Raw genomic sequence first — 12594 nt, forward strand, 5'->3', positions numbered from 1 at the left:
TCGAAAAGCTGGTTTTTCGTTGTCATGACCCGAAGGGAAGCGGATCATGACACAAAGCAGGAGTCAGGCTGCGTTTTTCAGCATTCCATGAGGATCGAGAACGAATTTGCGCGGAGCGCCGTTATCGAAATCATGGTAGCCGCGTGGGGCGTCTTCCAGTGAAATTACGGTTGCGTTGACGATATCGGCGATGGGAAGACGTCCATGCAGAATGGCCTGCATCAGTTGCCGGTTATAACGCAGAACGGGGGTCTGACCGGTGTGGAACGACTGGCTTTTGGCCCAGCCCTGACCCAGTCGGAGCGTTAGGTTGCCTTTCTGCGCCGCAGCTTCATGGGCGCCCGGATCTTCCGTCACATACAGGCCTGGAATACCGATGGCCCCGGCTGGGCGGGTGACTTCCATGGCCTGATTGAGAATGACGGCTGGTTGTTCCTTTCCGTCATATCCCCTGGCTTCGAAACCGACGGCATCAATGAAGCTATCGACCTCCGGTGTTCCGATGGCCTGTTCGATGAGGTCTCCAAGTCTGTCGTGGTTCTGGAGGTTGATAGGTTCAAATCCGACGGACTTGGCATGGGCGAGGCGTTCAGGGTTGAAATCGCCGATCATAACGACGGCGGCCCCGAGAATGCGTGCCGATGCGGCTGCTGCCATCCCGACGGGTCCTGCACCCGCGATATAGACCGTTGAGCCCACACCCACCTTGGCATTGATGGCACCATGGAAGCCGGTGGGGAGAATATCGGTCAGCATGGTGAGGTCTCTGATGCGCTCGAGTGCCTGAGCCTTGTCAGGGAAGCGCAGCAGATTGAAATCTGCATAAGGGACCATGACGTAGCGGGCTTGCCCGCCGATCCAGCCGCCCATATCCACATAGCCATAGGCGCCGCCCGCGCGACTGGCATTCACTGTCAGGCATACGCCCGTATGTTGTTCGCGGCAGCATCGGCAGCGCCCACAGGCGACGTTGAAGGGTACGGAGACCAGATCGCCCTTGCGGACCATCTCGACATCAGAGCCTGTTTCGATGACTTCGCCGGTGATCTCGTGGCCGAGGACCAGCCCGGATGGTGCTGTTGTACGGCCTCGGACCATATGCTGGTCGGAGCCGCAGATATTGGTGGAGACGACTTTGAGAATGACGCCGTGGTCAATCTTCCGGCCATCGGGTGTTTCCATTCTGGGGTCGTCGATCCGCTGGACTTCAACATGATTGGGGCCGAGATAAACGACCCCCCTGTTTTCGTCAGACATGGCTTCTCTCCAGGTTCGGGCAGCGGCCATCCCTTGCGGCCGGGGTCGCCCGGCACGACGAAATATTGTCGTACACTGACCTCAACGTCCGTCGCGTTCAACGGCAACCGTGACATAGAAATACAGCCATATGATCGCTCGATTGTGATGGACACGTCCTGAGAACGGCCTCGTCGGACGTCTAAAAATTCCCCTTCCTGTCAGGCTGAAACAATCAGGCCTTTGAGTGGATTTGTTTTTGGGCCGGGAAAGACCGTTGGAAGCGCCCATGGTGGCAGATGAAGATGATCACACAGGACACCTGCGGCTACGGCACGCAGATCTGTTGTGGGAGCGAGATCCCGGTTTTCAAAGAGCTGGCTGGGGCGAAGGTCGGGCCATGTGCCGCCGACTTTTCCCCTCGCAACGGCACCTCCGGCAAGGAACGTGACAGTGCCGGTGCCGTGGTCCGTTCCGCCGCTGCTGTTCATGCGGACAGTTCTGCCAAACTCCGTCAGGGCAAAGGTGACCGTGCGCTTCCAGTTTTCGCCCAGACTTTCACGCAAAGCTCCAATCCCGCGATCAAGCTGGGCGAGGGGGCTTCCCAGTCGTCCAAGCTGAGCGGCATGGGTGTCCCATCCTCCGATTTCCAGTGCGGCGATCCGGGGACCATGGGATGTGGCCAGCATTTGCCCTGCGGCGGTGGAAAGCTGTGTGAAAGCGTCGATTTTGTGAGGTTTTCCTGTGGCGGCTGGTGTCTTCATGTCCGTCATGGCCGCGTCCGAGAAGCCTCTGGCTTTCAGGCCGTTTCGGAAAGCCGGCCCGGTGATGGGGTCGGATGCGTTCAGGGCAACGATCTGGTTGTAAAGATCCTCGTCCGGGTGCTGGCTTCCAGCGGGCGCATAGCTTCCGACCTTGGCAGATCCGCGGAGCAGAAGGGGAACTGTCAGCCCCATGGCCAGCCCGTATCCATCCGGTCTGTTGGTCTTCCCTTGCAGGACGGATACAGCCCGGTTCAGCCAGCCGCTGCTCAGACGGTTATCGGCACCGCTTTCCAGATAGTCCTGCGCTTCAAAGTGGGAGCGGCTGCGGTAATGGCCTGCCACGGCATGAATAGGCAGCATCTGGCCTTCGCCATAAAGGCGGTGAAGCGTCTGAAGGGAGGGGTGCAGCCCGTAGAAGCCGCCCAGATCGAGGAGGCCGCCATCCTGTCCGGGTTCAGGAAGAACAAGGTCCCGGCGATGTGTTCTGAGATCGGCATCTCCGTATGGGGTGACAGCCGACAGGCCATCCAGTGCGCCCCGAAGGATAATGACCACAAAGCGTGGATCATCCGGCCCGCCGGGTGAACCGGCAAACGCGAGAGAGGAACGCCCGAGTGTCCAGCTTGCAGCCAGACCCAGCAGGGCAGTGCGACGATGGATCATCATAGGTCAACGCCTCTGGAATTCGGGTGAAGAGAAGAGCAGGGCCAGCGTATCCTGACGGGAGCCGGCATGATGCATGGCGAGTTGGGTCTGGGGCCGGAGTGCCGGGCCTAGGGCGATATGGGCGATCTCCATTGGGTCTCCGGCCCGGACATGAGCCGCCATTCGCCATGCCCAGTCCGTGCGGACCAGCATATCCGCAGGTGCACTCCAGTCTGCCGCAGTGTCACTCCAGCCGTTTGGCAATGGGGCCGTCCATAACGGTTGCCCCAGCGAAGCGAAGGCCGCGTAAAGCTGATGGGCGGGAGAATGCGGGTCGTCTGGCTGGCTGGGTTCTCCACCCAAAGACAGGGCCCGCATGACGGCGGTGGCATAGTCCATGGGGGAGCGGAACTTGCTGCCAGAGCGGTTCGTATCGTGAAGGTCTGCCAAGGCAAGAGAGGCTTCCCGCAGATCTCCTTCACTGTCCCGAAGGACAGACGCAATATGGGTGATATCCTGCGGTGAAGGTGTGTCAGAAATGAAATGCCCGACCATCTGGGTTGCGATGTGGCGGTACGTTGCAGGGTGCGTGCCGAGGAAGTGCAGGGCCTGTATGCCGCCCTCTTCACCTTCCGGGAAGGTCTGACCCATGACGGTTTTTTCTCCTGGTTCATGAGCTTTTTTCCGAAGCACGAAGCCGGGTTGTTCGGTCTTCATGTCGATGCTCCAGCCTGTCAGGACGGCTGCGAAGGACGTGACGTCTGTTTGGGTGTAGCCAGAGGCTGGCGAGACCGTGTGCAGTTCCAGACATTCACGGGCCAGATTTTCGTTTAGCCCGTGATGGCTTTTGCGCCGTGCCGGGCTGGTGGGGCCGATGGACGATGTGTTGTCCAGATACATCAGCATGACCGGATGACGCATCACGGCGAGGAGCATATCCGAGAAGCGTCCTGTTACATGTGGGCGAATGGCCTCACGCATATAGGCGCCAATGACCGCTCTTGTGCCGCCCTGACGCAGGCTGACCGTGAAGTGATTGAACCAGAACCAGGCAAGCCGCTCGCGGAATGGCTGGTCCGTCACAAGCAGATTGTCGAGCTGGGTTGCGACTTCCGCCTGAAAGATCGGCTTGATCAAAGGGTCGCCCTGTATTTTGGTTTTGCGCTGTTCCCGCAGAGCGATCAGCCCATCCGGGGATGATCCGACGTTCCTGAAAATGGCTGCATCCGGCTCATTGAGCTGCTGCGAAAGCCATTCCCGGAGAGGCATGTCAGAGGCTTTACTGTCCCGCTGGCCCCAGCCGAATCTGTTGATCGCACTGACAAATCGCATGACACTCTCACGATCTCCGTTGAACGGGCGTGGCTCGATCCTATCGAAAGCTGCTCGTCTTATGTGGCGAAATCTGGACGGCTTTGTATGAAAATGTCAGGCACGTTCTCTGGAACGCATGCTTTTGCAGGCAAACAGATTTTGGGATTGTTTCATATTTAAAATAAAATCAGGATACCCCATAGGGTATAGAGTTAGTCATTACTTTATACCTGATGGGGGTTTATTTGCGATTTTGATGTCTCTCTGGGTATTTACAATGCAAAGCGAGTGATCTTTTCTGCGCCAGAAGATTTGAACAAGGTTGCGGACGCTGGTTTCAGGGCAGTTCAGGAACGGTCGGGATTTCTCTGCCACGACAGGTCGTTGGCTGCTGGTGATCTGCGTTCTGTTGGGGCTGTTTGGACAGCTTGCTCTTCAGAGCCAGTCCATGCCCGATGAAACCCCGCGTGCCACATTTGAGCGCCTGACAGGACTGAGCATCGGACCGGATACGCCTCCAGCCCCATCAGAAGTGATGATGATGCCAATGAGGCACACGGGGATGTCAGGAATGGTGCATCATTCCGGGCATCACCATCATCATGATGCAGCTTGCCCGCTGTGCCCCTTGCTGCATCTTCCAGCCGTTGTTCTGCTGGCAACGGTTCTTGTTCTGCTTACGCTTATCCGCTGGTCCCGCTGGCGCTATCGGAGCCATGCCGTTCGTGCGCCTCCGGTCGGGCGGGTTACGCATCTGCCACCAGCCACCGGGCCTCCGCACTTCGTCTGAAATCACGTCACTGCCGACCGCATCTTTCTCCAGGCCTGGGAGAAAGATGGCCGGCTCTCTGTGTTTCATCGAAGGTTATGGATCATGTTTTTTCCGAATGCTCGGCGTGTGTCACGTCCGGGACTGTTGCTGTGTGGCTGCGCGCTTGTCTTTTCCCTGAACCCGGCTTTTGCGGACGATACGGATAACGCGCAGACCCGGAAGTCTCCTTCCACAGAATTCATTACCGTCAATGGGGTGCGGCACACCGCAACAACGGACCCGGATGTGACAAGCCTGTTCAAGCGCAGTCTGGGGTTTAGTGCCTATTCCGCGGGCGGTGTGTCGGCGCTTCCTGTGCTCAATGGCATGGCCGATGACCGGGTGGCGACATTTGTGGACGGGATGCGCATGCAGGCCGCATGCCCTAATCACATGAATCCGGCCATGTCCTATATTGATCCGGATATGGTGTCGTCCGCTGTGGCCATTGCGGGGATTACGTCGGTCAGCCAGGGCGGGGACAGTACGGGCGGCACGATTGAGGTCAATCGCAAGGACCCGATCTTTTCAAAAAGTTCGAAGATCCTCGTGACCGGTCATGCGAAGGGAGAATATCGCAGTAACGGTGGTGGTTCGGGTGCGTCCGGTTCGGTGACAGTCGCTAATGACTGGCTCAGTCTGCGGTACACGGGATCTTACAGCCATGCGAGCGACTACCATGCCGGAGGTGGCGGGCGACGTGTTTTGTCCACGAACTATCTGAGTTTCAATCATGCTGTCACGCTCGGCGTTCGCAAGGAAAATCATCTGCTGTCCCTGACGGTCGGGCAGCAGGATATTCCGTATGAAGGGTTTCCGAACCAGTACATGGATATGACCAACAATCGGTCCACGTTTGTGAACGGAAAATATACGGGCGATTTCAACTGGGGAACGCTCGAAGCGCGCGGGTTCTGGCAGCGTGTTGATCACGCGATGAACATGCTCTCCGACAAGGGAGGGCATACGGCCTCGACCGGGATGCCGATGAATACGGACACCCGGACTGCGGGTTATTCCATCAAGGCCACGATCCCGCTTGGCCCGAGACATACGCTGGGAATTGGCAGTTCATTCGATCATAACGGCCTGAATGACTGGTGGCCGCCGCTTTTGAACAGCATGATGATGGGGCCGGACACCTTCCATAATGTGAATAACGGGCATCGGGATCGGCTGGGGCATTATATTGAATGGAAAGCCCAGTGGACGTCTCGTTTCTCCACAGAACTCGGTCTGCGCAACGATCTGGTCATGATGAATACGGGAAAGGTAGCGCCTTATTCCTGGACCAGCATGATGAGTATGGCGGATGCCGCCGCTGCAAAGGCCTTCAACGCGGCCTCCCGGGGGCGAACCGATACCAATTTCGACGTCACGGCGACGGGGCGATGGCAGGCGCTTGAGAGTCTGACCATTGAGGGTGGTTATGCACGCAAGACCCGTTCCCCCAACCTTTATGAGCGGTATGCCTGGGGGCGAGGGGCCATGGCGTCCACAATGATCGGCTGGTTCGGGGATGGGAACGGTTATGTTGGCAATCTCAATCTGACGCCTGAAATTGCCAATACGGTCAGCACGACGGTTACGCTGCACGATCCGCATGGGCATGGCTGGGAAATCAAGGTTCAGCCCTATTATACCTACACGCATCACTACATAAACGTCGTGAATATCGGGACGCTTTCCAGTGGACGGTCCATGCTTCAGTTCGCCAACCACAACGCGCAGAGCTATGGCATCAACAGTTCGATGTTCGCCCGGCTTTGGAATAGCACGATGTATGGTCAGGGTGAGGTTCAGGCCAATCTGAACTGGGTTCGCGGGCAGGATCTTGTGTCTCACGCCGGACTCTATCACCAGATGCCAACGAACGGCGTGATAACGCTGCGGGAAACATTCCAGAACTGGAGCGGGCATGTGGATGTCACGCTCGTCAAATCCAAAGAGAGCGTGGATCGACTGCGTCAGGAACCACGGACGCCCGGTTATGCGTTGCTCGGATTGGGTGGCAGCTATCACTGGCGGTATTTTACGCTGGATGGCAGTATCGATAACGTTCTGGATCAGAAATATTATCTGCCGCTTGGGGGGATGTCTCTGGGGGATTATCAGGCGACCGGCTATCTTGGTCCGCTGCTGGGGCTGGGGCGTTCTTTCAACCTGAGCCTGACCGCGTCTTTCTGACAATCATGTCAGTCCCGGAGACTGTCAGAGGTTTTCCGGGACAGACTTGAAGGCAACCTTGCAAGCCCGTTACCCTGCGGTTCATCTGTCGGCATCATGGTGCCAACTTAACGAACAGCAGAGGGGTTCATGGAAAATCACGTCAATACGTTGTGGGGCCAGTTTTACGGCTGGCTACCAACACTTCTGAGTTACGCTGGACAGCTTGTTCTGGCGATTGTGGTGCTACTGGTTGGCTGGTCCATCATCAATATGGTAACCCGCGGCATGGGGCGCATGATGGCCGCCAGCAATATTGAGCCGACGCTTCGCGGCTTTCTGCTGAGTGTTGTCGGCTTGCTGCTGAAGGCCCTTCTGCTCATTAGCGTTGCATCGATGGTGGGTATTGCCACGACCTCCTTCGTCGCTGTCCTGGGGGCGGCTGGTCTTGCTGTCGGCATGGCTCTTCAGGGCAGTCTCGCGAATTTTGCGGGCGGTGTGCTGATCCTGCTGTTCCGTCCGTTCAAGGTCGGGGATTCTATCACGGCTGCAGGCAATACAGGAACGGTTGTCTCAATCGAGATGTTCCGAACCGTGTTGCAGGATTCCACGAACGACATTGTGTATGTTCCGAACGGTACGCTCTCGAACAATGTCGTCATTAACAGCTCACAGTCTGAACGGCTGCTCGCATCGGTGAGTCTGCTGATTGATTACAATGACGATATCGACAAGGCCCGCGCGCTGCTTCTGGACCTGTTTCAGAACGATGCTCTTGTTCTCAAAGCACCGGCTCCATCCGTTTCATTCCTGCCTAAGCCAGCCAATATTGCCGTGACGCTGGGCTTCTGGTGTGCGCCGGGTAATGTGACACCGCTGGTTGCCAAGTATTCTGAAGCCTCCATTCAGGTTTTGAAGAAAGAAGGCTTCCGTCTGGGTGTTACCGCTCGTACTGCGGCCTGAGTAGAGCTGGCCTGTTGGAGAAGTGTTTCCCAGCAGGTCACAGACATTTTCTATTGATCCGTATGATGAGGTTATCAGGGTGAGGCGACTGTAATCTGGGTAGGCCGTCATCAATGGTATTTTGATAGGAGGATGTGATGTCCGGCAAAGCATACCATATCCTGCGTGTCGTCTTGGCTGTGTCATGTTTTTCCGTCTGTGCGACGGCTCATGCTGCGCTTGATCTCTCAGCAGAGGGGGAGCGCCAGCTCATTATTGCGGATAACGATTACAACGGGCCAGGAGGCTCGGACATCCAGTCTCTCATCCCGCTCCTGGCGTCCAAAAAAATTTAATTTCTGGGTCTGACTGTGGCAACAGGAGATGGATGGGAAAATGCCGAATCAGAACATCTTCGCAGGTTTCTGGAATTGGCAGGAAGGACGGATATTCCAGTTTTTGATGGGGCGATATATCCGCCTCTGAATACGGTTGATCGTATGCGTCTGCATGAGGAACAATATGGTGTTCTTCCGTGGAAAGGGGTTTGGGGTGGCAGTGGGTCCATTAAGGACGCACTCGCAGAGGAACCCGTTTTGACCCCGCTTCCTGAAGGCAGACCTGTTTTGCAAGCGAGCCATGAACAAGCAGCCCAGTTTATGATCCGGGCCGTGCACGCTCATCCCCATCGAGTAACGATATTTGAAGCGGGCGCAATGACCAATCTGGCGCTTGCAATCAGGCTTGACCCGGAGTTTCCCAAACTTGCCCGACAATTGATTTTTATGGGCGGCCTTGTGGATACCAATATGTCCGCAATTAATGGGAATGCCGCGTTTACAGATGATTTCAACATGGTGTTTGATCCCGAAGCTGCGCATATCACCCTAACGGTTCCGTGGGCCAAAATCACAGTTGTTGGGAATATTTCATCTGACCTGGTCCTGTCCAAAGAGCATCTTGCCAATATTGCTCAATCCCGGCGTCCGGTTGCGCAGTATGTTGTAAAATACATGAAACCCATGCTGCTCTGGGACGAGATGGCTGCGGCGATTGTTGTGGACCCGTCCCTTATTACGAAATCTCAGGAATTATATATGGATGTCGATACCATTCCGGGGATTAACTACGGCCGTGTGCATCTTTGGAAACGCGATCAAGCTCCATTTCGAACGGGAGTGAAATCCATGACAATCGTTGAAGGCGTGGATGAACAGAAATTCCTTGATAGGTTTATTCAGAACGCCAAAGCGCTTTAAACGGACGGACGGACGGTAAATCAAAGGATACACAATGTCAGAATGGAAGCTGAAAAAGGACGGGAACCTCGATATTTCGAGTGTAACAGCCTATCGTACAGTTGTTGTACAGGATGGTGCTGTCGTGTTGCAGATCAAGTCTGCAACGTCTCCCGAACACTTGCCTGCAGGAGACAAGCTTGAGCAGTTTTCACTTTCTCCTCAAACTGCGGCCGAACTGGGGCGTGAGTTACTGGAGGCCGCTCAGGTTCTTTTGAAGAAACAGTGAGGGTATAATCCCGGCAGGCATGAAGTGATCTGAGTAACAGAGATCGCTTCGTGTTTCTGCTAAAGACAAACGCTTTAAGATCAGTGCGAGACAGGGAATGGTTAGACCACTCTCAAACCTGCTAAAAACTAATAATTTCTGAGATTGGTGGTGGACCCGACTCAACTAGATAAATCTATGGAAAAACAAAGTTTTATCGGGTCAAACCATCTAATCTATTCTGTGGAAAAACAACGCGCGAATCTGTGGACTGTCAAACCGGATTCAGCTTGTCTGCTTGCTCAGGCAGCCGTTTCCGTCATCGGCAACCCCTTATCCTTGATCAGACGTTTGAGAGTATGGATGACCTGCGCACCTGTGATCAGACGGGTACATTCAAACTGCCTGTCAGTTCCTTTATGCCGTGGACACCAGAAGAAATCCTGATGATCGAACTGATGCTTCGGGTCATTCCAGCAGGAATTGCAGGTGTGCCAGTTGATGATGCGGTACGGCGTGGCAAACTCGTTGTCCGGATGCGTAAAACCGGAAATCATCACAACCGGCGTCCCTGCCGCATGTGCCAGCCATGCCAGACCGCTGGAGAGGCCAATGAAGAAACTGGCATGCTTCAACCAGCGCGCCCGCTCCGACAGAGGCCGGTTCCCCGTCTCATCCTCGGCGCCATGAGGAATGTGATTGTACACATACCCCGTCCCATGAAACGTCTTCTGATCAATGCAGATTACGCGATACCCTGAAGCCTTCAGAAATGCGATGACCTCCTGCCAGCCTGCCGGGTTGTTCCAGTATTTGCACTGCGTACTGGCCTGCGTGGCAATGACAACATACGGTCCCTCGATGGGAGGCGTATCGCCATCCTGGATCGTGATGGGTGGCGGAGTATCATCCCAGGGATTAACTCCCAGAATATAGGCTGCCGTCCGATGCAGGCCGACATGACGGAAATCCGTCGGCTGATGCGTGAACTCGGTGTCTGTAAAGAACAGACCGATATTGTAGCTGGCGTAGAACCCCGCCGTGAAATCCTTGTTCGCCTTGGCCTCATCATGACCCACAAGCGTGATATCCGGGTTAGCTTCCTTGACCAAAGGCAGGATCACGTCCGCAACAGAACACGTCACCTTGGCGCCACTTTCCTGCGCTAGGCGCAGAACCGCAGGCAACCAGGCAATGGTATCGCCAAGCGTTCCAACAGGAAGCTGTACCAGAACCGGTTTCCCTTCCAGTGACAACTCGTGATGCAGCACGCTTTCACGGGTGCCATCCGGCTTTTCCAGCCAGACATCAATCAGGAACGGGACAAAGAACTTCTTGGTCGAGGCGACCATTCCGCCCTTCAGGCGGGCATCGAACAGAATATTGCCCGTGGCATAGTCCGACAACCGGACGTGCCACTGACCAATCTCAGGGGCTATGTCTGGCACCATGACCCGCGCGCCGTCATTGAAGTCAAAGCGCACGCCCTGACCGCCTTCGACGACAGGAACAGGAGAAATGGCAAGATAGGGAGATTTCGTCTCTGTCTCGACGGCAGGCGAAGCACCCGAACCAGAGGACTGGAGAGGCACTGGAGCCTCCTCTGTCTGGGTTGGTATGGAAGTCACATCAGACGCAGACATACGCCTCCTTCAAATCGCACGCTAGAGCATTAAAAAAGGATCTGATAAAACAAGAAGGTCATGATTATTGACCATTTATAATATGGAAGCCAGTACCAAAATATTGGTCATCAAAAGCTACCTTCGGGATCGTAAATTTACGCTGGATTCGGACATAAATGCCGAATCGAAGGAATAATATTTACAAAGAAAATTATCGTTTTCTCGAATGAAGGGATTTTCTATCAAAAATTATTACGATCAAAAATCTTCTTATCATTTCTACATTTTTTCAAATTCCTCTTTGAGAAAATAAACGTTGTCCCCTGTTTCATTAAGAAATCGTTAAAACGAGAGGCGAAGCCAAACGCAAAAAACGCTTGAGATGAAACACTAGGACATGGAGGGTTCGAAAAACCCCCTGGTTTTGAGGTCTGCTCTGTGATTCCATTCGTCCGATTCTGACTGAGGGAATGACGCTATGAAGCAGCCGGGATTTTTTGACGTTGAAGAGCGGCTTGCCCGGTTGAGCGGGCTGGGTGATCAGCTCGAAGCATTTTCCCGGATTGTGGATTTTGAAGTGTTCCGTCCTGATCTGGAGAAGGCACTGGCTTATTCAGACGGAAGCAAAGGCGGGCGACCGCCATTTGATCCTGTGCTGATGTTCAAAATTCTGGTGATCCAGACGCTGAACAATCTGTCCGACGAGCGGACGGAGTATCTGATCAATGATCGCCTGTCCTTCATGCGTTTCCTTGGTCTGGGACTGTCGAACCGTGTGCCGGACGCCAAAACACTCTGGCTGTTCCGCGAGCGCCTGACGCGGGCTGGTGCGATTGAAAGGCTGTTTGATCGTTTTGATACAACCCTGCGCAACGCGGGCTATCTGCCGATGTCGGGCCAGATCCTGGATGCAACATTGGTAGCGGCTCCGAAGCAGCGCAATACGAACGCTGAGAAAGCCGACCTCCGGGCAGGACGTATTCCAGAAGACTGGCAGGACAAGCCGGCAAAGCTGTCGCACAAGGATCGCCATGCGCGCTGGACGCTGAAGTTCACGAAAGCAAAACGGCAGGATGACGGGACGATCCCCACAACGGATCTCGCTATCCCGTTCTTTGGCTATAAATCGCATGTTTCCATCGATCGGAAATACCGGTTCATCCGGAAATGGAAAACAACGCATGCCGCCGCCAATGATGGCGCGCGATTGAGAGAGGGGCTGCTGGATAAAACCAATACGGCCTCAAGTGTTTGGGCTGACACGGCCTATCGCTCAAAAGCCAACGAAGACTTCATAGAAAAGCAGGGCTTTGTCTCCAAGGTTCATCGCAAAAAGCCGCATCTCAAACCGATGCCCCGGCATATCCAGCGATCCAACGCAGGGAAGTCCGTGATCCGATCCCGCGTCGAGCACGTCTTTGCCGATCAGAAATCTCAGACCGGACTCTTCATCCGAACTGTCGGTATCACCCGGGCCACCATGAGGATCGGGCTCGCCAATATCGTCTACAACATGCGCCGCTTCCTCTTCCTCGAGCGGATCAGCGCGAGCGCGTAGTCATCCAGAGGGGGCAGCAATCAATCT

11 protein-coding genes are annotated in these 12594 nt (G+C 55.1%); 7 read left to right on the plus strand and 4 right to left on the minus strand.

The annotated features are described in order from the left end of the window. Positions 1 to 63: 63 nt before the first annotated feature. The 3 genes from fdhA to HKD32_RS02315 all read right to left on the minus strand — a co-directional run bounded on the left by fdhA (position 64) and on the right by HKD32_RS02315 (position 3977). Positions 64 to 1257: a formaldehyde dehydrogenase, glutathione-independent gene (fdhA, locus tag HKD32_RS02305; RefSeq protein ID WP_061928428.1), complete on the minus strand. Its 1194-nt coding sequence runs from the start codon at positions 1255 to 1257 to the stop codon at positions 64 to 66. 200 nt (positions 1258 to 1457) lie between these two features. Then, the gene (locus HKD32_RS02310; RefSeq protein ID WP_061928430.1) at positions 1458 to 2666 is read right to left on the minus strand and encodes a DUF1501 domain-containing protein; all 1209 of its coding nucleotides are present in this window, start codon (positions 2664 to 2666) and stop codon (positions 1458 to 1460) included. A gap of 3 nt (positions 2667 to 2669) precedes the next feature. After that, complete coding sequence (locus HKD32_RS02315; protein ID WP_194257423.1) at positions 2670 to 3977, minus strand: DUF1800 domain-containing protein; 1308 nt, start codon at positions 3975 to 3977, stop codon at positions 2670 to 2672. 304 nt (positions 3978 to 4281) lie between these two features. Between HKD32_RS02315 and HKD32_RS02320 the strand changes: the two genes are divergently transcribed. From HKD32_RS02320 to HKD32_RS02340, 6 genes are all read left to right on the plus strand, one after another. Then, a complete protein-coding gene (locus tag HKD32_RS02320) occupies positions 4282 to 4749 on the plus strand; it encodes a DUF2946 family protein (RefSeq protein WP_228118697.1) in 468 nt (155 codons plus the stop codon). Between the two features lie 84 nt (positions 4750 to 4833). Then, complete coding sequence (locus tag HKD32_RS02325; RefSeq protein WP_061928432.1) at positions 4834 to 6957, plus strand: TonB-dependent receptor; 2124 nt, start codon at positions 4834 to 4836, stop codon at positions 6955 to 6957. A 129-nt stretch (positions 6958 to 7086) separates the two neighbouring features. After that, positions 7087 to 7899: a mechanosensitive ion channel family protein gene (locus HKD32_RS02330; RefSeq protein WP_023945074.1), complete on the plus strand. Its 813-nt coding sequence runs from the start codon at positions 7087 to 7089 to the stop codon at positions 7897 to 7899. 137 nt (positions 7900 to 8036) lie between these two features. After that, positions 8037 to 8234, plus strand: coding sequence for a hypothetical protein (locus tag HKD32_RS15140; RefSeq protein ID WP_228118698.1), 198 nt, complete (start codon positions 8037 to 8039; stop codon positions 8232 to 8234). 15 nt (positions 8235 to 8249) lie between these two features. After that, entirely contained in the window at positions 8250 to 9137 is an 888-nt protein-coding gene (locus HKD32_RS02335; protein WP_234781696.1) for a nucleoside hydrolase, read from the plus strand. A gap of 34 nt (positions 9138 to 9171) precedes the next feature. Beyond that, on the plus strand, positions 9172 to 9405 hold the full coding sequence (locus HKD32_RS02340) for a hypothetical protein (RefSeq protein ID WP_010501346.1): 234 nt from the start codon (positions 9172 to 9174) through the stop codon (positions 9403 to 9405). Between the two features lie 281 nt (positions 9406 to 9686). On the opposite strand, the gene HKD32_RS02345 is transcribed toward HKD32_RS02340, so the two are convergent. Further along, positions 9687 to 11003: an autotransporter strand-loop-strand O-heptosyltransferase gene (locus HKD32_RS02345; RefSeq protein ID WP_408870748.1), complete on the minus strand. Its 1317-nt coding sequence runs from the start codon at positions 11001 to 11003 to the stop codon at positions 9687 to 9689. Positions 11004 to 11487: 484 nt separating this feature from the next. Here HKD32_RS02345 and HKD32_RS02350 point away from each other — a divergent pair, with 484 nt between their 5' ends. Further along, a complete protein-coding gene (locus HKD32_RS02350; protein WP_194257425.1) occupies positions 11488 to 12567 on the plus strand; it encodes an IS5 family transposase in 1080 nt (359 codons plus the stop codon). Positions 12568 to 12594 lie beyond the last annotated feature (27 nt).

Source organism: Gluconobacter japonicus, assembly GCF_015244665.1.
In the GTDB taxonomy this organism is placed as follows: Bacteria; Pseudomonadota; Alphaproteobacteria; order Acetobacterales; family Acetobacteraceae; genus Gluconobacter; species Gluconobacter japonicus.

What these genes read in the sequence shown, in the direction of transcription:
- fdhA (WP_061928428.1), bottom strand. Translation starts at nt 1,257, where the DNA reads ATGTCTGACGAAAACAGGGGGGTCGTTTATCTCGGCCCCAATCATGTT.
- HKD32_RS02310 (WP_061928430.1), bottom strand. Translation starts at nt 2,666, where the DNA reads ATGATGATCCATCGTCGCACTGCCCTGCTGGGTCTGGCTGCAAGCTGG.
- HKD32_RS02315 (WP_194257423.1), bottom strand. Translation starts at nt 3,977, where the DNA reads ATGCGATTTGTCAGTGCGATCAACAGATTCGGCTGGGGCCAGCGGGAC.
- HKD32_RS02325 (WP_061928432.1), top strand. Translation starts at nt 4,834, where the DNA reads ATGTTTTTTCCGAATGCTCGGCGTGTGTCACGTCCGGGACTGTTGCTG.
- HKD32_RS02330 (WP_023945074.1), top strand. Translation starts at nt 7,087, where the DNA reads ATGGAAAATCACGTCAATACGTTGTGGGGCCAGTTTTACGGCTGGCTA.
- HKD32_RS15140 (WP_228118698.1), top strand. Translation starts at nt 8,037, where the DNA reads ATGTCCGGCAAAGCATACCATATCCTGCGTGTCGTCTTGGCTGTGTCA.
- HKD32_RS02340 (WP_010501346.1), top strand. Translation starts at nt 9,172, where the DNA reads ATGTCAGAATGGAAGCTGAAAAAGGACGGGAACCTCGATATTTCGAGT.
- HKD32_RS02350 (WP_194257425.1), top strand. Translation starts at nt 11,488, where the DNA reads ATGAAGCAGCCGGGATTTTTTGACGTTGAAGAGCGGCTTGCCCGGTTG.